This window comes from Planomicrobium sp. CPCC 101110 (assembly GCF_007859395.1).
Taxonomy (GTDB): Bacteria; Bacillota; Bacilli; order Bacillales_A; family Planococcaceae; genus Planococcus.
Window position 1 is genome coordinate 239,129 of record NZ_VOHD01000008.1, and the last position, 19,866, is coordinate 258,994.

Consider the following 19,866-nt stretch of genomic DNA (forward strand, 5'->3'; position numbering starts at 1 on the left):
CTTCACCCCCTGCTGCCCTGCAATGCTTTCAAGCCGTTTTTCTGTTTGACGACTTGCAGGACGTGCCGATACATCGCTTTCGTTTCGTCCTTTTTCGCGCGCTCCGTAAACATCTCGGAACTGCCGATCAACACAAGCAGCTCTTTCGCGCGCGATAAAGCCACGTTCAACCGGCGGTAATCCTTCGCAAAGCCGATATCGCCGTGCTTGTTTTGGTTGTTGCGCACCATGCTGAGCAGGATGATTTCCATCTCGCTTCCTTGGAACCGGTCGACCGTCCCTGTCCGGATCGTCAAGTGCGGCAAACGCAGCTCTTGATCGATCATCCGCTGCAACCGCTTGACTTGTTCCCCGTAGAAAGAGATGACGCCCACGCTTTTCAGATGGTCAGCCCCTATTCTTCCTTCTTGCTTCGCTTTCGCCGCCGCGTCGTTCATCTCCACGAGCAATCGGCTGATTTCCTGGAGTTCCGCAGGATTATAGAGGCTTTTGCCGCCGCTCATGCGTTCTTCAAAATAAGCCGGTTCATTCGGCAAATCGAGCCACATGAGGTGATTGCTGCGGCTCACCATGTTTGATTCGAGCAAATGGTCGCGGTCCCGGTCGGAATCGGGAAGCCCGCATTGCAATTGCTTGTCCTCCAGTTCATAGAACGGCGAGATTGTTTCCATAATATCCGCGTGCATCCGGTATTGAATGGCAAGCATCGTCTTGTTCGCCTCCGGCAAGTTTTTGTACAAACGCTCGAACAGCGATTCTTCCAAAAGCTTCTCAAGTTCCCGCTTCTCTTCAAATCCGCTGTTTTCTTTGATCATTTCCTCGAGCGTTTCTTCTAATGTGTCATTGCCAAGAAGTGGCGGCAATTGGTGGTGATCCCCGACCAAAATGACTTTCCTGCCTTTCAACATCGGCAACAGCAGTTCCGGCGGCGTTGCTTTCGACACTTCATCGATAATGACCACATCAAACACCGGGTAGTTGTCGATAAAATCCTTGCGCGCCGAAGCGACGCACGTCGTCCCGATCACGTTGGCGTGCTTGATGTACAATTTGCGGATTTCGTCCAAGTCATGATCGTTGGCCCCTTCCAGCAAATCCAGCCATTTTTTCTGGATCGACTGAAGCAAAGGCAAGTTTTTCTGTTCCTGCTTGAGGGATTCCTGGGTGAATGAAAGACTGGCCATTTTTTTGGCCGCTTCTTCGTATTCCGTCTCGGGGCTGGAAGAAAGGACTCCTTCTAAAGCGTCCAATTCTTGTTCTTCGTTCGCTATCCATTCCTGCAAGCGGCCCTTTTTCGCATCGATCTCGGCGAGCTTTCCTTTGTTTTCCTCAAGTGCATCCGTTTCCTGTATGCGTTCAGCTTGAAGTTCTTTCAAGCTTTGCTCCGCCTGTTCATAGGCGGCTTTCTCTTTTCCAAGTTCGATGAGCCGGGCTTTCTCTTCATAGATGCCCTCTTCGATATTGGCCGAAATATGTGCAGCATCAGACAGCTGGCGGACTTGCCGTTCAAGCGGAACTGCTTCGAGCCGCTTTGTTTCGAGGTCTTCGAGCCACTTCTGGTCCAAAGCAAAGGAATGCTGCTGCTGTTTCAAAAGTTCTCCGCACAGCACTTTCTTCAATTCCTGAAACGCCCGCTTCGACTCTTCTATGTAAACGTCCGCGGTTTTTAGTTTCGCGCCTCTTCTCCATAAATCGTTCTGGCGCTTGTACAATCCTGTAAGCGCCCCTGCCAAAACGGCCGGATCGTTCCGCTGCCGGCTTTTCAGCGCCGCCCTCAACTTTTCCAGAAACCGGTCGAGGTCAGAAGAAGTAAAGGCTTCTGTTGCTGCGCTTGCCTTTTGCTTCAACTCTTCGATAGAGAGGTTTGCAGATGCTGCCAACGGTTCCACATAGGTGATTGCAGCCGAAATCAGTTCATTGTATTTTTTCAATTTCCCCCACGCATCGATGTTTTCACGGTTCGCTTCCAATTTGTTGATCAGATAGGTAATGGCTGGAACTTCTTCGATCTTTTGTTCAGCCATCACCTGCATCAAGCCATCCACTTTTTTCACGCTTTCGGCTTCAAGAAGCACGGCTTTCTGCGCTTCGATAACAGCCGCCATTCGGTCCCGCTTTCCGGAAATCACAGCCATGTCCTTCTTCAAGCCAGCCAACTCTTTTTCAAGCCCTTGGAAGAGGCGGGCGCGTTCAAGCTGCTGGATATTATCAGAGACTCGCTTTTGCTCTTCTTCGAACCACTCGAAGGTCCTGCTTTCAAGCAATGCCAGATTCTTGGCGATCAATTTTTCGACCGCCTCCAGCTTTTCTGTGAGCTCCCGCTTTTGGCGGACCGCCTGTTCTTTTTGAAACTCGAATGCCGTTAAGTTGTTTTGCTCTTTTTTCAAAAGCGATTGGATTTCACGCTTCTGCTCCTGCGCTGCTTTTTTCTCTTCGACTGCTTTTGCCGAACCTTCATAAACTGGCTGCAGCTCATTGTAAGCCCGTTCAGCAGCTTCCAGTTCCCTTGCCAGCTCGGATGCGCGTTTTTTGCGCGTTTCGTATTGGGCCGTAATTTCTTTTAACGTATTCTCTTTCCAATACTGGCCGACGTTTTCTTCGATAAATTTTTTTCCTTCTTCTTCAATGCTTTCGGTCCGACCGACTCGAAGAATCCGGATGTCCTTATTGGCCAGCAAGCGGCCAAGGGCGTTGTCAACCGCCAGATTCGATTGCGAAGCGACGAGCGTCTTCAATCCTTTTTTCGCGTTCTGGAGGCAAATCTCTGCGATAACCGTTGTTTTCCCCGTTCCCGGCGGCCCTTGGATGACATACAAATCTTCAGCCGACACCGCTCCTGAAACCGCCTGCTGCTGGAACTCATTCAGCCGGTTGTGGAAGCTTAGCTTCTCCATTTGCTTGAGCGGCTTGACCGGCGGCTTTTCTTCAAACAACAGCCGGTCGAGGTTGGGATTGACCGCCAGGCCTTTTTCCAGGTTGGTGAAGCCCTGGCGCAGCCTCCTGATCTGGCTCAACGCCGCGAAATTGCTGAAAACCACTTCTTTTTTATGAAGCGAGTGCCCTTTCTCCCGGAGCTGTTTGACGATGCCATTTTGAAGTTCGATTTCCACTGCCCGGTTCGCGGCTTTGATCACGGTTCCGACATCCCCGTCAATTCCCGTAAGCCGCACACTCAAGTTTTTCAGCGTTTTCCACTCGTTGTCCTTCAATCCGCAGCCAGTCAACGTGATGCGGCTGAAATCATGGCTGAACGCCAGTTTCGAATAACTTGTCTTGATGTCCGGAATGTCCATTCCGCGCTCCTGGATCTTCAGGTAGCCTTCCCAGCTGCCAATCCGCTTTTTCACATAATCGGAACTTTCTTTCGCCGGCGTCATCCGGTTGATCAGATTGATGAATGCCACCGGAGCCGGTTCCCGGGAGTTTTCGAAAACGACCTGTTCTTCCCGCTGCCAGTTCGTCCCAAGCGCGCCGTACGCTTTCCGGAGCGTCACATTCGTCAAAAGCATTTGATGGTTCGTGAAGATGCAGTGTAAGACAATCAGCTGATTCAGTTCCTTCGCTGCCAGCCGGCTGTTTTCAGCCTGGCTGAAAATCAGCGCAACCGAAAGGCCGCCATCCGGACTTGAAGGATACCGTTCGATAAACACCTTGAAAGGTTCGCCCCCGACAAAAAACGAGCGTTCGTCGATGCCGAACCCCCTCATTTTTTCCGAAGCGGTCTTTGTTATTCTCATGGACGTTTTGTGTATGCTGCTATTTGTGTTAACCATTCCATCACCTGTTCTAAAACTGAAGAAGCTGCTCGATTAAAGCATTCCATCTGATATGTTTTGCATCTAATCATCATACCATCTATTGAGGGAATTTTTCTTTCGAACTTGTGAACTTTATATCAAACGAATTCTTCCAGACAGAACATCCACTCCTGTCCAAAAAAGCCGCAAAAAAAAGCAGACCCCTTCGGCTCCGCTTTTCTATGGATGACATTTTTTCATTCTGCTTTTCCATCTTTCTGTTCTGCAAAGTGATGCTCTGTTGCATATTTGAACGAACTCATCAAAAAGCCTGTCGCTGCCTTGCTTATCTCGGCCTTCGGGTGAATGATATCGAAGCCATGATAAGCACCTTTATATATTTCAAAATCAACCGGAACTCCTGCCTGCTTCAGATTTTCCACATACTGGATTGTTTCATCCCTGAATGGTTCGATATCGCCTACAAACGTGACGGTTGGCGGCAAGGAACGGTAATCGGCTGCCCGCGCGGCTGCTGCATAAGCCGGCACTTCTTTGCCGAACAGTTCGCCTAGATAGAGCTTCCATGCCCAGCGGTTGGTGTCCGAGTTCCAGACGTGGGCGTTATTCTCTCTTGCCGAGTCGGTCAGCATCCGGTCATCGATCATAGGGTAGAGAGGCATTTGAAAAGCGATATTCACTTCGCCTTTGTCCCTTGCATACAGCGTAAGCGCAGCAGTCAAGCCGCCGCCGGCACTTTCTCCGCCCACCATGAGCTGGCTGTCCCGGATGCCCAGCTCTTTCGCATGGGTTTTCATCCATACCATCACCTCATAGCAATCGTCAAATGCTGCCGGATAAGGGGCGTCAATCGACAGGCGATAGTCAGGCGCAACAATGATACAAGCACTTGTTTCGATCAGCTTTTTATACATTTTCCCGCTCATCTCAGGAACTCCTTGTGCATATCCGCCTCCGTGAATCCACAATACACCAGGCACCTCGTTTTCCAGACGGAGCGGTTTATAGATGCGCACACGAATCTTGGAAGCATCTTTCCGGCTGACCCATACTTTGCTGCACTCCAGCCCTTCTGCGTTTTTCCCTTTGAACGTTTTATCCATCTGTTTTTTGGAATTCTGCATCGATTGAATAAACTTGGCTTCGGTCGATTTCTGCACCAGCCGGCTCAATAACATCCCTCTGAACCGTAATTGCCTATCAACCATTCTGCGGGACACTTTCAAGATATAACCTCCTTCAAAATAGCCTTGCCATATATAAAGTATGAATCGGCTGTATCTATAATCATCTGAATTTTTGATAACGGGAGATGTCCAGAATAATTTCCGGCCCAGCTTGGGTATACTACAGTACACACAAATCAGGAGGGTGTTATCATGGCACAGCTGCCCTATAACAGAATCGATTCCGCTTCAAGAGTGATTGAAGCAATGCCAAAAACCATTTATCAGGCATTTATGAATCCGGAAGAATTGATTTTGTGGCTTCCGCCCAAAGGAATGTCAGCCTTCATTGATGTATTTGAGCCCTATGAGGGCGGGACTTATAAGATGACTTTGACCTATGAAAGGGAGGACTCGAACTTCGGAAAGACTTCAAAAGATACCGACGTAACCCATGGGAAATTCCTGGAGTTAGTTCCTGACAGAAAAATTTCCCTATCTGTCCAATTTGATTCTGAAGACCCGGCGTTCTCGGGTGAGATGATCCAGACATGGTATTTGGAATCCGTCTTGGAAGGCACGAAGGTCACCATCATTTGCGAAAACGTTCCGGAAGGAATCCGGAAAGAAGATCATGACGCCGGTCTGAATTCCACACTCGAAAACCTCGCGAGCTTTACCGAAAAGCAAGCCGGGGAACCTTAAATGCCGAATCCACAGACGCATCAGCTTTCAAACTTTTAAGAAACGCCCTAAAATTTTCCGGGCTTTTTTGCGCGGCTGAAAATGAGAATGGATCATTTCCCAGTTTCAATAGCCGATGAATAAAATACTTTAAATTCTTTCTTCATTTCATAGGCGCCTTCTAACACTCGGAACTCATTTTTAACCGTCGATCATTGCAATGTCACCAACTATCTGGATTTCCCCTTCTTCAACAAGGATTCCATCTCCATCATTTGCCGCATAAACTGTCGTTCCGGTGTTTTCAGCATAGCTGCGAACCGCTTCTTTATAATCTTCATTCCAGCGATTGTAATGAGGTAAAAATTCAAAATCAACAAGTTGCAATCCTTCTAATTCATTATCAGAATCCCCTGTAAATATCTGAAACAACTTAATGGATTTCCCAAGCTGAACCCCTCCGCCACTAACCCCTACAACTGTTCCTCCCTGATTGAAAAAATCACGTAGGAACTTATCCATTTTTCGATGCTCGATAGCATTTCTGAATTTTATCGGATTTCCGGCAGAAAGATGAAGTATGTCGCATTCTGCTAATTCATCAATCTTTGAGGAATCAAACTCACTGTAAAGGTCAAAAAACATAAAATCTTGAACTCCATAACGGCGGTAATATTGCGTTTTTATATCGAAATACGTTTTCTCCCGATCTTCTGTAGAAGGAATGTAGCCTATTTTAGTGTTTTTAGTATTCCTGCTATCGAAAAGCATATGATCCAATCTTTGATTGCCAAAAGATTCAACTACTTGGTCACTATAAAAGAACAATTTCCCCATTTTGAACACCTCTTTCATATTGATTCACTATAGCTTCTTTTATTCCGTCAAACTTTGCAAGAACCCGATTCAAAGGTTAGACAATGCTCCAGTTTTGTTCTATCAATGAACAAACTATTTCAATGCCTACGCTTCTCTTCATTTCTGCTGTATATGAATTCATAGCATCCCATACTAATGCGAATCCAAGTTGAACAGCAAAGTTTTAGTTAGCTGCTTGAACACCAACACAAGCCAAATAAGGGAAAGCGTCCAGCACGAAACTCCTCCTTCTCCAAAGCCCATCGCCATTTCAATCCGATAACCGCCTTTCCCCTTTTTAACGAAAAATAAGACCCCGCTTCGAAAAACGGGAGTCTTATTTTTCGTTGTTCCCTAGCTTTGGCCTGTTTTTCTTTCACCGTTTCTGTGCCGCTTCGCGCTTCACGATTTTATCGCTCACTTGCTGGCCGCTCAGTGTAACCATCGGCATGCCGCCACCAGGGTTTACTGTTCCGCCGACAAAATAAAGGTTGTCGTAGAGGGCGCTTTGTTTTTGATGCTTGAATCCCCTATTCGTCTTTTTGTCGGAAACCGTGCCGTAAATGGCGCCTCGGTCGGAGCCGTAAGTGCGTTCAATATCGTGCGGCGTCCAGACATCGCGCGTCACGATGTTGTCGCGCAGGCCATGCAAACCCATGCGCTCCAACTTTTCAAGGACGCGTTTCTCGAATTCCAGATAGTCTTCTGCTGAGAATGGATTCTTCTGTATGTAAGGAATATGCGGCAGAATTTTCAAGTTTTCGTGGCCGGGAGGCGCTTGTGATGGGTCGGTTTTGTTGGTATTGACCACGTAAATGGTTGGGTCATCCGGCAGCTGGTGCTTTTTGAACACTTTCTCCATCTGTTCATGCAGGTTCTCCGAAAAGAAGAAATTGTGGTGGTTCAAGAAAGGATATTCCTTTTTCACCCCGAGATGCAGTACAAGGCCGGAGCTTGCCGGTTCATATTTCTTTTCCAGCTTCCGTACAAACTTCTTATCGGCAGCGACCATCTTTTTATAGAACGGGATCACTTCCATATTGGACACATAATATTCGGCTGTTTTCACAGATCCGTCTTCAAGCTCCACGCCCGTGATTTCCCTGTTTTTATTGGTGAACACTTGCATGACGCCAAGGCCCGTATGGAGTTCGACGCCTTCCTCCTTAGCGAGTTTCGCCAAGCCTTCCGCAAGTTTATGCATCCCGCCCGGCACATACCAGCAGCCCTGGGCATGCTGCATGTAGATCATCATATTGAGAACCGCGGGTGCGCTATACGGAGAAGAGCCGACATATTTGATGAAATAGGAGAGCATATCCCGCAGATGGGGATTGCTGATCCGCTTGGCAATCGCCCCGTGCATCGTCGAAATCAAATCAAATCCTTTTAGAGACGATATAACTCCCTGCTCGGCAATGATTTCTTTTGTCGTGTCCAGGCCCTTTTCAAAATAGCCGGCTTCGGTCGTGTCATAAAGCCGCTTCGCATATTTCAAGAACGCATGATACTCTTTTATGTCCTGGCGGCTAAGCCAAGGGTTCTCCCGTTCCATCGAACGAAGGTCTCCGTATAAATCTAGCACCGTGCCGTCCGGAAAGAACGAACGCCACTCGCGGTCCAGCCGCTTGATCGGCACATAGTCAGCCATCCGCTTCCCGCTTCCGCGGAACAGCTTTTCGAAAACATGCGGCATCGTCAAAATGGACGGGCCGAGGTCGAAACCGAAACCGTCCTGTTCCAGGCGGTTCAGCTTTCCGCCCAGGTGCGCATTCTTCTCATATAAAGATACAGAGTACCCGTTTTGCGCAAGAGATATGGCGGCAGACAAGCCTCCAAGGCCTCCCCCGATCACGAGTACGGATTTGTTGGGATTCGTCATACGGGTACCGTCCTTCTTTCCAAAGTTTTTCAGCCCATCGACTCCGTTAAAATCCGGATCATTTCCCGTTTTGTCACGAAGTTTTTCTGGGCAAAGCAGTCATAATTGTTTTGGCGGACGCTCGTTAAAATTCCCCGGTAAACTTGCGCCGAGACTTGAACAGGCATCCGGCTGTCTTTATCAAAGTTCGAAATGCATTCAAGAAATTCGTCATACAAAACCTCAGCCCGGTTGGCCATCGCTTCCCAAACCTGGATAAAACTATCGGTGATCTCCGAATTGGCCAACTGGCTGACGCGGTAGCCGGCTCTTTGAAGCTCCTCGGCAGGAAGATAGATTCTTCCTTTCTCGCGGTAGTCTTCGCCTACATCCCTTAAAATATTCGTCAATTGCATCGCCACGCCGAGACTGATGGCTGCGTCTGTGCAATCCACTTTGGAACCGGAAGCGATGATCGGCAAAAGCATGCGGCCGACCGATCCTGCCACGTAATAGCTGTAGGTTTCAACATCCTCCAGCGTTTTTGGGGTGGAAAACGAGATGTCCATCCGCTGCCCTTTGATCTGGTCGTAGAATGGCTCGAAATCCATTTCATAAGTGTCGAACACCACACGCAAAGCGCGCCACAACGGATGGTTGATCTCCTGTTTTTGGCCAAAGCGACGGAGTTCGTCCGTCAATTTGTCCAAGGCTGTCAGCTGAGCTGAACTTCCACGGTTTTCATCAACGCTGTCATCCGCTGTCCGGCAAAACGCATAAATGGCATAGACAGCACGGGCTTTTTCTTCGGGAAGTCTTGAGAAGGCGTAATAGAAACTTTTCGAGTGCCGTTTAATGATTTCTTCGCAAAACGCAAAGTCGTCTCGGACAGACATTTGAGCAGTCATGGAAAACTCCCCTTTCAGCGGGTGTGGAATAGGATTCCTTTGTCATCATGCAACAGTTCTTCTGTAGCGATTCGGGCGGACAACAAGACAATCGGAACACCGGCACCCGGATGTGTACTGCTTCCCGTAAAGTAAAGGTTCTCACAATGGGTGGCTTTACTTTGGGGACGCATATGGTTGCTTTGCGCGAGTGTTGGCTGAAGGCCGAAAGTGGCTCCGTTATAGGCATTGAAGCGCCGTTCGAAATCGGGCGGTGTCATATACGATTCAGAGACGATTTCCTGCTTCACATTCTCAAAGCCCTTGATTTTTTCCAAAGCATCCAGTATATTGCTGCGGTAATGCTGGATCGTTTCATCGTCCCATTCATATTGGGAACACGACTTATCAGAAACAGGAACAAGGACGTACAATCCGTCCTTCCCTTCAGGCGCTAAGGCCGGATCGAGCTTAGAACCAATATAGACGTAGAATGACGCTGTGTCGAGGCGTTTTCCTGAAAAGATATCATTCAAATTCCGTTCAAGCTCTTCATTGAAGATAAAGTTATGGGCATTCGGCACTTCGTCGTACTTCTTGTCCATTCCAAGATACATCAGGAAGCAGGAACAGGAGTATTTCATGCTGTCGATTTTCTTATCGGTGTATTTCCCTTTTGCCTTTGGTTCTGAAACAAGATTTTTCATCGCATACGGAAAATCGGCATTGCACATCACAAAATCCGACGGAATGAATTCGCCGTTCAGTTGAATGCCTATCGCCTGCCCATCTTCGATGACAATCTCGTCCACAGGGGAGTTGTACTGGACGGTACCGCCCATTTCCAGAAACAACCGTTCAAGGGATTGCGCAAGCGTATACATCCCGCCCTTGATGAACCATACGCCATAAAGGAACTCGATCATCGGGATCATCGTGTAAAGCGAAGGCCCGCTGTAAGGAGAAACACCGATGTATAAGGTTTGGAAACTGATCATTTGCTTCAGGCGTTCGTTTTTGATGTATTTGCTGATAAATGAATCCGCGTTGTCGAAAGTCTTCAGTTTGAGGCCTTGGCGCAGCACTGCCGGATTGTAGAAGTCCGTTGGTTTGCGGAAAGGTTTTTGAAGGAAATGTTCTTTGGCCACTACAAAACGGCTGTAGATCTCCTGTATATATTTGAAAAAGCCCAGCGCATCTTCTTCCCCGAACGACTCGAGCGTTTTGGTCAATTTGATAAGATCTGAACTGATTTCATAATGCTCATCCGGCTCTCCTTCAAAAAACACACTATACATAGGGTCCAGGCGCTCCATCGGGATATAATCATCCGGGTCGACACCGCACACTTCAAACACTTCACGGTAAAGTTCCGGCATCATGACAATAGTCGGCCCCAAGTCGAACTGGTAGCCATCTTGTTGGATCCTATGCATCTTTCCGCCAGGCAAAGCTTCTTTTTCATATAACTTGACTTCATATCCAGCATGCTGCAGCCGGCAAGCGCTTGCAAGTCCAGCGACGCCTGCCCCGATAACACTGACACTCTTTTTCAATCAGATCTCCTCAATTCTCCTTATAATAAGACGCTGTACAATCAACCTAAGCAATACAATGTATTAGTCCTATTTATTCCCTGCCTATAAGGTTTGAAACATTGGCTGTATAGGTTTTGTACAACGTGCATAAGCATCAGTAAGGGCTGAAAATCAGAAATATCCAACCAGCCAGCAGAAACAGGCGCCGTTCCCATGTGTAGAACGGCGCCTGTTATTCTTGCCTGAAAATAGCGGTCCATACTGATTCGCCGGTTCTTTGCTGAAACAGTTTAATCGTTTGCCGCCAATGCGCGGTCAATCAAATCCTTGCCTATCTGGCTTTCGTATTTCTCATAAACAGATTGTGCTGCCTGGCGGAATTCATCACGCTGCTCGGCCGTCAAGTCGTTCACTTGCATGCCTTCAGATTTCAGTTGCTCCAAAAATTCCACGTCCTGCTGCTGGGCAAGTTCACGCTGTTCATCACGGAATTCTTCGGACGCTTCCATGACCAGCCCCTGCAGATCTTCCGGCAATCCATTATAGAAATCGTTGTTCGCCAATAAAATCGCCGCTGCATAGACGTGGCCCGTCAACGTCAAGTAATCCTGCACTTCGTAAAATTTGTTCGTATAGTATAAAGAAATCGGGCATTCCATTGCATCATATGTCCCTTGCTGCAATGCCGTATACAATTCACCGAAAGCAAATGGGGAGGCATTGGCGCCAAACGCTTTGAACGTATCGGTGTGGAGCGGGTTTTCGAGCGTCCGTAATTTCAAGCCAGCCATGTCTTCCGGGGATTCTATCGGCCCTTCGTTATTGGAAACATGCCGGAAACCGTTTTCTCCGAACGCCAGCCCTTTCAAATCGTTTTGTTCCAGACTATCCAATAACTCCTGGCCTAATTCCCCGTCCAATGCACTGTACGCGGATTCATAATCATTGAACAAAAACGGCAAATCGAATACGAGGAATTTCTCATTGAACGAAGCTAGCGGAGCAACCGCCGGAATCGTCATTTCGAGATTTCCTAATTGTACGGCTTCAATCGCCTCCCGGTCTGAACCATATAGTTGTCCGTTCGGATACAGTTCTACAGTCAGCCTTCCGTCGGATTCCTTTTCCAATTTTTCTTTGAACTTTAGGGATTGGATATGGGCGGAATGTTCTTCGGGAACCAAATAAGCTATTCTGATGGTGTAGGTTTCTTCCCCGCCCTCTTCTTGTGTCGAGGCAGGTTGTTCACTTGGCCTGCCGCATGCCGCCAGTGTAAGTGAAATCAGGATAATCAGTGCAAGTCCGATTGTTTTTTTCATGGTCCCTCCCGTTTGATTTTTTTAAACCCTATACCCTTACTATAATCCAATTTAACCTGAAACAAGACATTATGCTACCAGAAATTAAAATATTCTGAATTTTTAATGCTGATTATAAACTCATGTGATACTCCGGACAAATCCGACTCTTTGCTAGTTCCCAATTCTTCAAATAGAAAACCTTAGAGGACGGACCTTAAATCTGAAAAAACTGCCGGCTCTTGCTGCGAGCTGGCAGTTTTGTGCATTCAAGCTTCATCTCTGATATCAGGTTTGTTTATCTGTTGGGTCTAGGCGGATCTGTTTTCAGCAGTGCATCCATAGGCGCTTCTTTTTTGATGGAATATGTCATGGACTTAGGCTCCGCGTTTGATGGACTATAGGCCGGTTCTTCATGAAAACTGATATCCAAGCCCATTTCTTCTTCCTCTCTTGACACGCGCAGCGGCATGAACAGCCCGATGCCTTTCAGAATGAGGAACGTGCCTGCACAGCCAAGTACCAGTGCGGTCCCGACTCCGATTGCCTGATGCAGCAGCAGTTCCGGGTTTCCGTAAAACAAGCCGTTCTTCCCGGCTTCGTTGACAGCGGTCGTCGCAAACAACCCGGTTGCGAGCGCCCCCCAGATCCCCGCAATCCCGTGGACGCCAAAAGCGTCGAGCGTATCATCGTACTTGAAGCGCGATTTGACGAAATGTATGCCGAAATAGCTGACAGGGGCAGCAATCAGGCCGATGATCAAAGCGGCTGGCACCGTGACAAATCCAGCTGCCGGCGTGATGCCGACGAGCCCGGCGATGGCGCCGGTTGCCGTGCCGACAAGAGTCGGCCTGCGGCGGATGCTCCATTCGACGAATAGCCAGCCGAGCCCGCCTGCCGCGGCGGCGATTTGCGTATTGGCAAAAACCAACGCCGTCAAGCCATTGGCGGCCAATGCACTGCCGGCGTTAAAACCGAACCAGCCAAACCAAAGCGTCGCCGCCCCGATAAGGAACAGGACGATGTTGTGCGGAGAATGCGATTTTTTCAAATGCTCGAAACGCGGACCGATGACGATCGCCGCTGTCAGCGCACTGACGCCTGATAAAATGTGGACGACTGTCCCGCCGGCAAAGTCGAGCTCGCCAAGCTGAGCCAGCCAGCCGCCCCCCCATACCCAGTGTGCCATCGGGGCGTAAATGACGGTTACCCAGACGGCACTGAACAAGATCCAGGCAGGGAAAGAGATTCGTCCGGCAATGCCGCCTGAAATGATAGCTACGGTGATTGCCGCAAATGCGCCCTGGAATATTGCGAACATATAATGCGGAATTGTGTACGTCCCGAATGCCGCTTCAGGCCCCACCCCGTTGAACCCAAGATAATCAAGTCCGCCGATAAAGCCGCCGATGTCCGTTCCGAATGCCAGCGAATATCCCCATAGCATCCAAACAATCGTGACAACAAGCAAACTGACGAAACTGTGCATCATCGTGGAGACGACGTTCCGGTCACTTACCAGGCCGCCGTAGAAAAGTGCAAGGCCCGGAACATGCATGAAGATGACGATCGCTGTCGCCACTAGCATCCATGTCGTGTCACCACTGTCGATTTGCACAGCCGGTGTTGCAGCAAAGGCGCTCGTGGCTCCAAAAAAGACGGATATAAGAACAACAATAAGGAAAGAAATGAAAAACTGGCTGCTTTTTCCGATCATATGAACTCCTCCTGTTCTTTAGTAAATATGGATTTTATTGATCTATGGCGATCCATCGGACTGCTTACTGTGGATGAACGTGTGATTGATGCCCGCTTTCTTCGTTCCCGTTTGCATCCGCCGCAACAGCAGTCCCAATTCCCGCTGCTGAAACGGTGCTGAGCAAAAGCATAGCAAGCGGCAAAAGCCGAAGCTGTATTTTGACGTTCGCGGTTTTTTCCGCTTCCCGGCCCATCATATACAGCAGGCCGAAAACAACAAATACATAAAAGAGGTCCATCGATACAACGATGAACAGCTCACGCGCAGGCGGGACCATCGCTGCAAGCATGGCGCCCATCATCGCCCCCATGAAACTGGCAGCAGATGCTTCGATGATGCCGGTCGAACCGAATAGCCTTCCGATCCCAAAAGCGAATAGGAAACTGATGCAGACTGACAAGACGGTTGAAACTGCCAAGTCTCCAGGCAGTAGAAACGTAATGATCAAACCGATCGCTGTACTTGAAACCATCCCGTAGGACATGGCCACGCATTTCCCCATGGCGGCGTTGACGTGGGCTTTCACCTTCTGGCCGTTCCAGTAAAAGAACAGCGTACAGACTACTAAAAGCAAGGAACTGATCAGCATCAGCATACATATGACCTCTCTTCCGTAAGCTGCAGGAGCCGATTCCCGGCTCCTACGGCTTTTCAGTTGTTTAATGGCAGCTGTCAGGCTGCTTCATGCCGCACGATTTCGCTTTCGGTGTTGGCCGCGGCAGATCCAGCGCCGGATTGCGGTCAAAAAAGCCTACGGGTTTCAGCTGGAAGCTTTGGTAAGCGGTCGGCATGACCGGCCAATCTTCTGTCCGGGTAATGTGGTGATGCCCCATTGTGTACCAGACGACAATGTCCTCGTTTTCGATCGGACGGTCCGCTTTGACGTAATGCTCCAAGCTGTCGCCTCCTTTGGACTGGTTCGGGTATTTCCCGGACGCATACATCTGGTCCGGATCGAACTTCGTGACATGCAGGTGGTTTTTGATGAACCCGGCACGCTGGATGACCGTGGCGCTGTCGGCCGCGAACGGAAAGCAGTTTTCGCCGGTGACGATTTTATAGCTGACGGGCTGGCCGACATGGTTTTTCGATTCCGGGTTCACGATCCGCCATGTTTTCTGGGTGACAAGATCGATGTTGCTGACAGACTCCGATTCGGTCTTGAAAGTTTTGGCGACAGTGTAGAAGGCGTTGCCGTTCGGGTTTTCCGGACCGGCTTTTTCAGCGACCGTATGGCTTTCCACGAGCGAGTTGTTCACTCCGTCGATCATCGGGTCGATCCGGAAATTGAAGAAATGCTGATGGTACGGCGCATTCACTTGCGGAGCAACTTCGGTCCCATATTTCGGCTTTTCCCCTTCATCAAGCGCTCCCACATTCAAAATGCCGGTCAGCTTCACTTCGCATTCGATCGTGCCGTCCGGATAAAAGGACCAGAAAAAGCCGTAGTCGTAGTTGGCGACCGTCGCGAAGAATGACAGTACGAGGCGGCGGGAACGGCGGACATCCACTTGATTGGTCCGCCAGTCGGTATGTTTCCAGGCGATTCCGTAGTCTTCCTCGTGCAGGCAGACGGCGTTTTTGATCGTGAACGGCTCCCCTTTGCTGTTGGCCATGACCGCATCGAAATACTGGATATGGCCGACACAGTCGCAGCCGAGCTCCAGCGAGTTCGCCAGCTGTCCGATGCCATATTCCCCTGCATCGAAGGCGTTCTGCCAGTTATGCGCCGGGTTCACGTCACTGTATGGGACGACCATTTCGGACAAGGCCGCGCGGTATAAAATCGGACGCACTGCCCCTTTGTCCTCGTAGCCGACCGTATGGAGGACGAGGCCTTCACGCGGCGTAAAACCGAAACGGATTTTCCACTTCTGCCAGTCGATCGAATGCCCGTCGAATGTAAAACTCGGGCCTTCCGGCTGGATGATGTCGAGCGGCTTGAGGTCTGTCCGAACTTCGACCGGATGGCTTTTCGCTTCTTCCGGCACATACGCCCCGTCGGTCGGAGGCAGCGGCTTGACGCCATAGTCCTCAATGCGCACAATTTCCATCTTATTGACGTCGACCACGGCAATCAGCCCGGTGATGGGGTACGCATAGCCGTTTTCGTTTGCAGCCGGCCGAACCCATGCAAGAGCCCGGACAAGCCGTTTGCCTTCATCTTCTTCTATGTTGTAATAGCCGGCAGACCACGGGTCCACCATGACGAGGCTTGGGTCGGCCACGCCCCTTTTCAGCAAGGCCGCCTGGTAGTCGGGATCCTGTTTCACCAGCTCTTCCACCATGTCGAATTCATCAAGGATGAAACCTGGCTTCGCATCCGGAACGAATTCCCATTTCGCCACGCTTTCCGTCGTCAGCGACACGAGCGCTTCGAAGGTTTCATTTGTTTCGGGTTTCAGGATGATAAGCGAAGCCAATCGGTCCGGGGCTTCGTGCTCGCTGAAGTTCAAAACGACTTCCTTTGCCGGTTCGTGCAGGACCACTTGAGCGAACCGTACGGAAGGAGCAAGGTTTTGTTCTTTGGAAAGAATCGCAACCGCTTTTGAAATCTCTTCTGCAGTCAACGGTTCAAGCGGATGAACCAGCTTTTCAACTTGTGTAGGTTTTGTCGTCATAAAATCATCTACCTCCCAGTTATGTTATAAAACCTAACAATCATTTGTGTTTGGTTAGGATAAAACTTATCATAATCGCTTTTTCTGCTAAAAAATTGTAAAAAACGAAACAAAATTTAATATTTTCTGAATTTTCATGTTATATTTACTAACATGATATACCACTTGTTTTTCTCACTTCGATTACACTGAAAATAAAACAGAAAGGGAATAATAAGAAAGATAAATAGCAGCAGGGCTTTTTACTGGCATTCACTTCCCATACATATTTTTTTAGAATCCATTAACCAAAGGTGGAGATAAAATGGAAAGACCGAAAACGTATTTTCCTTCCCAGCCGGAAATCCAGCAGCGCACGAATCAGTATCAGGAACTGAAACCTCTCCATTTGAGTTATGCACGGGACGTCGCCTTGTTTTATCAATTCACCACGGATCCCATTTCACCGCCTGCCCTTTCTTTGATTCCGGACGGCTGTTTTGACCTTCTTTTTTGCTGTGACGAATCGCAGCCTGCAGCTTTTCTTTGGACAAGCCCGTACAGCCGGCGGAAACAGCCGGCATTCAGTCCCGATTGCACGTATTTCGGCGTACGGTTCTTCCCGGAACAAAGCCTATTGAAATTCAAGGTCCCCATGGCTGAATTGCTGGATCAGCAAATCCAGTTGTTCGATGTGTTTCCCGGCGAGCAAAAGATCGTCGAGGAACTGATCGTTGCCGGTACGTTTCAGGAACGGATACGCGCTTTCATGGCTTTTCTGGATCAGGCCAAAGTCGACCTGGATAAAGAGATCCGGCTCGTTAAGCATGCCATTGCAGAGATTTACCGCTCGAAGGGGACAATCAACATTCAGGAAGTTGCGTTTGACGTAGGTTGTTCCGAACAGTATATCCGCAGGCGGTTTGAAGCGTATATCGGATTTTCCCCAAAGCAATTTTCGCAAGTCGTCAAATTCCAGAACGCGCTCGATTATTTCCTGGCACCTGAGCAGCCCGATATGCTGGATATCGTCCACGAAACCGGCTATTATGATCAGGCCCATTTCATCAAGGATTTCAAAAAGTTCATGCAGGTAACGCCCAAGCAATATAAAAAAGAGCAGACATAAAACGAACCGCCAAAACCTCGCAGGTTTTGGCGGTTCGCTTTTCTATATCCAGAATCAGGACTCAGTTCCCGATCTTCAACGCATGGTCTTTGTTCTGCAGCACAGCCAGAATGCTGAGTGCTGCAAGAAGGCTCGTCTTCGGATTGTCCGGCATCGGATTGTTTTCGACTTGCAGCTGCATCCGCCCGAAATCCCCTTCCGCTTCAATGGTGTGGGAATTTCGTTCAACGTCCGGATCGACGATGATGCGCACTATTGTTTTCTCGGCCCCAATTCCCGCAATCGCAAGCACCAGCGCCACATTGACATTCTTCGGGAATTTTTCGACGGCTTCATAAGCGGAGCCTTCGAATACTACTTGCTCTTCGTCCGCTTCCAAACCGAGGGATGCGGGTGATTTCCTTGTCGTGATCTGTACCCGCTTCAACCCGCCGGCCGCTTTCGCCGATTGCAGGACATCCAATCCGCCGATTGCGCCGGATGGCAGGAAAATGTGTGTGCCAGAAGACTCCGCTAAAGTTTTAAGCTCGTCCAGAAAAGCGGCATCTTTGAAAACGCCGACGCTGCTGACTACGAGGTCTTTCCTATCAGCGACCACATTTTTCAGATAGATACGCGCCGCTTCCACAGTAGCCGCCTCCACGACTATATCCAGCGGCTCCTTCAAAAAGCCTTGAAGGTCCGTATAAAAATCAGCTTCGAATTGCTCGCCCAGCCGTTGGCCCGCTTCCTCGTTGCGCCCGAAAATGGCGGTAATTCTGCCGCTTGCCATACGGTTTTGATTGATCTGTTCCAATAAATAAGACGCAATATTCCCCGTTCCGATGATTCCGATGTTCATGGTTGGCCTCCTTCCGTAATTGAATAACCTTATCTCATTCCATTATATAACATTTCAACTATCTCTATTGCGTTAAATGATAGCTACTAGCCTGTCCCTTTAAACATAGACACGCCACCTTCGGCACTGTCGATTTCATTAAAGTCGCATTTAATTGATACCTTGAATTGTTGTTTTTACAGATATATAACAAAAAACCAGCTCTGGGGCTGGTTTTGGATTATAAGGAATCTGTTTTTAGAATGAACGGAATTCAGCTTTGTGTTCTCATCAGGTTCTTACAGCTCAAAATCCTTCGATTACGATTTTTCCGATTGTTTTTCCGTCCTCCAACATCGCATGCGCTTTTCGTACATTCTCCGCATTGATCGGGGAAAGAATTTCATTCACCGTCGTTTGTAGTTCGCCTGAATCAATCAGTTCCGAAATCTTATCCAGGATTTCATGCTGCCGGATCATATCATGCGTGCCGAACATGGCACGCGTAAACATAAGTTCCCAGACGAAAGTGACGCTTTTATTGAATAGAGGGAATAGATTCAGTTTTTCTTCGGTCTCATAGATAGAGCAGATTTTCCCTTGAGGATTGATGGCTTTCGCCATGTTGTCCCAATGCATTTCCGTCCGGTTAAGGCATAGAATATAATCCACGCCCTCCAATCCGATTTCTTTCAGCTGCGGCAAATAATCCTCGTAGTGGTTGATGATATGATCGGCCCCGCGGTCTTTAATCCACTGTGTCGATTCCGGACGGGAAGCTGTCCCGATGACCGTCAAGCCAGCCCGTTTTGCCAGTTGGACGGCAATCGAGCCGACCCCTCCAGCAGCCCCGATGATCAATAGATTTGCATTCTCGTTCCCCGATTCCGGTATGCCCAAGCGGTCAAACAACGCTTCCCAAGCCGTAACGGCTGTAAGCGGCAAAGCCGCAGCTTCCGCAAAAGATAAGGTTTCAGGCTTGCGCCCTACAATCCGCTCATCTACAACATGGTATTCGCTGTTGGCTCCTGGACGCGTAACGCTGCCGGCATAGAAAACGTGATCGCCTTTCTTGAACAGCGTACTGTCCGGTCCGGTCTCTTCAACAATACCCGCAACATCCCAGCCGAGTATCCTTGGTTCCTGTTCAACACGTTCTTTTGGACTTCTTATTTTTGTATCCACCGGATTCACCGAAATGGCCATAACCCGGACAAGAAGGTCATTTCCTTGCGGCACCGGCTTCGGGACTTCAACGTCCACCAAGCTTTCCGTGTCTGTAATCGGAAGATAACGATATAATCCAACTGCTTTCATGTTTGCCATCTATTTTTCACTCCTTCAGGTTTTGTCAGCTCTCTATTTGGAATATAGTTTGGAAAATCATCTGTGCTCTAGTTAGTCCGTAAGTATATGTATGAATACAAATGATTTGTCACTTACAGTAGTTAGTATATAAGTTGAACAAACTGTTTTCCAATTATTGAACCTGTGGATTGTTGTGATAC

Annotated in this window: 14 protein-coding genes; 2 read left to right on the top strand and 12 right to left on the bottom strand. The window is 48.8% G+C overall.

Annotated elements, in window-relative coordinates; genetic code table 11:
* Positions 1 to 2: 2 nt before the first annotated feature.
* Together FQV30_RS13000 and FQV30_RS13005 are read right to left on the bottom strand one after the other, a co-directional pair.
* Positions 3 to 3,773 (bottom strand): DEAD/DEAH box helicase, encoded by a 3,771-nt coding sequence (locus FQV30_RS13000; protein WP_146500581.1) that lies wholly within the window; start codon positions 3,771 to 3,773, stop codon positions 3 to 5.
* A 221-nt stretch (positions 3,774 to 3,994) separates the two neighbouring features.
* Positions 3,995 to 4,978, bottom strand: coding sequence for an alpha/beta hydrolase (locus FQV30_RS13005; RefSeq protein WP_255473475.1), 984 nt, complete (start codon positions 4,976 to 4,978; stop codon positions 3,995 to 3,997).
* A gap of 159 nt (positions 4,979 to 5,137) precedes the next feature.
* Between FQV30_RS13005 and FQV30_RS13010 the strand changes: the two genes are divergently transcribed.
* Complete coding sequence (locus FQV30_RS13010) at positions 5,138 to 5,629, top strand: SRPBCC domain-containing protein (protein WP_146500582.1); 492 nt, start codon at positions 5,138 to 5,140, stop codon at positions 5,627 to 5,629.
* Positions 5,630 to 5,809: 180 nt separating this feature from the next.
* On the opposite strand, the gene FQV30_RS13015 is transcribed toward FQV30_RS13010, so the two are convergent.
* From FQV30_RS13015 to FQV30_RS13050, 8 genes are all read right to left on the bottom strand, one after another.
* Positions 5,810 to 6,445: a Type 1 glutamine amidotransferase-like domain-containing protein gene (locus FQV30_RS13015; RefSeq protein ID WP_186725648.1), complete on the bottom strand. Its 636-nt coding sequence runs from the start codon at positions 6,443 to 6,445 to the stop codon at positions 5,810 to 5,812.
* Positions 6,446 to 6,842: 397 nt separating this feature from the next.
* A complete protein-coding gene (locus tag FQV30_RS13020) occupies positions 6,843 to 8,348 on the bottom strand; it encodes a phytoene desaturase family protein (protein ID WP_146500584.1) in 1,506 nt (501 codons plus the stop codon).
* A gap of 29 nt (positions 8,349 to 8,377) precedes the next feature.
* Positions 8,378 to 9,235, bottom strand: coding sequence for a phytoene/squalene synthase family protein (locus FQV30_RS13025; protein WP_146500585.1), 858 nt, complete (start codon positions 9,233 to 9,235; stop codon positions 8,378 to 8,380).
* Positions 9,236 to 9,249: 14 nt separating this feature from the next.
* Positions 9,250 to 10,770 carry a phytoene desaturase family protein gene (locus FQV30_RS13030; protein ID WP_146500586.1) on the bottom strand — a complete coding sequence of 507 codons (1,521 nt, stop codon included), beginning with the start codon at positions 10,768 to 10,770 and terminating at the stop codon, positions 9,250 to 9,252.
* 272 nt (positions 10,771 to 11,042) lie between these two features.
* Complete coding sequence (locus FQV30_RS13035; protein WP_146500587.1) at positions 11,043 to 12,071, bottom strand: TRAP transporter substrate-binding protein; 1,029 nt, start codon at positions 12,069 to 12,071, stop codon at positions 11,043 to 11,045.
* A gap of 277 nt (positions 12,072 to 12,348) precedes the next feature.
* Complete coding sequence (locus tag FQV30_RS13040) at positions 12,349 to 13,662, bottom strand: ammonium transporter (protein ID WP_222434331.1); 1,314 nt, start codon at positions 13,660 to 13,662, stop codon at positions 12,349 to 12,351.
* A 169-nt stretch (positions 13,663 to 13,831) separates the two neighbouring features.
* Positions 13,832 to 14,404 (bottom strand): hypothetical protein, encoded by a 573-nt coding sequence (locus FQV30_RS13045; protein WP_146500589.1) that lies wholly within the window; start codon positions 14,402 to 14,404, stop codon positions 13,832 to 13,834.
* Positions 14,405 to 14,468: 64 nt separating this feature from the next.
* Positions 14,469 to 16,430, bottom strand: a complete 1,962-nt coding sequence (locus FQV30_RS13050; RefSeq protein WP_146500590.1) for a primary-amine oxidase — start codon at positions 16,428 to 16,430, stop codon at positions 14,469 to 14,471.
* Positions 16,431 to 16,734: 304 nt separating this feature from the next.
* On the opposite strand from FQV30_RS13050, the gene FQV30_RS13055 reads away from it, so the two are divergent.
* Positions 16,735 to 17,538 (top strand): helix-turn-helix domain-containing protein, encoded by an 804-nt coding sequence (locus FQV30_RS13055; RefSeq protein WP_146500591.1) that lies wholly within the window; start codon positions 16,735 to 16,737, stop codon positions 17,536 to 17,538.
* 61 nt (positions 17,539 to 17,599) lie between these two features.
* Here the strand turns inward: FQV30_RS13055 and nadX are convergent, their stop codons facing one another.
* Together nadX and FQV30_RS13065 are read right to left on the bottom strand one after the other, a co-directional pair.
* Positions 17,600 to 18,379 (bottom strand): aspartate dehydrogenase, encoded by a 780-nt coding sequence (nadX, locus tag FQV30_RS13060; protein WP_146500592.1) that lies wholly within the window; start codon positions 18,377 to 18,379, stop codon positions 17,600 to 17,602.
* Between the two features lie 285 nt (positions 18,380 to 18,664).
* Positions 18,665 to 19,684 carry a zinc-binding alcohol dehydrogenase family protein gene (locus tag FQV30_RS13065; RefSeq protein ID WP_146500593.1) on the bottom strand — a complete coding sequence of 340 codons (1,020 nt, stop codon included), beginning with the start codon at positions 19,682 to 19,684 and terminating at the stop codon, positions 18,665 to 18,667.
* Positions 19,685 to 19,866: the final 182 nt, after the last annotated feature.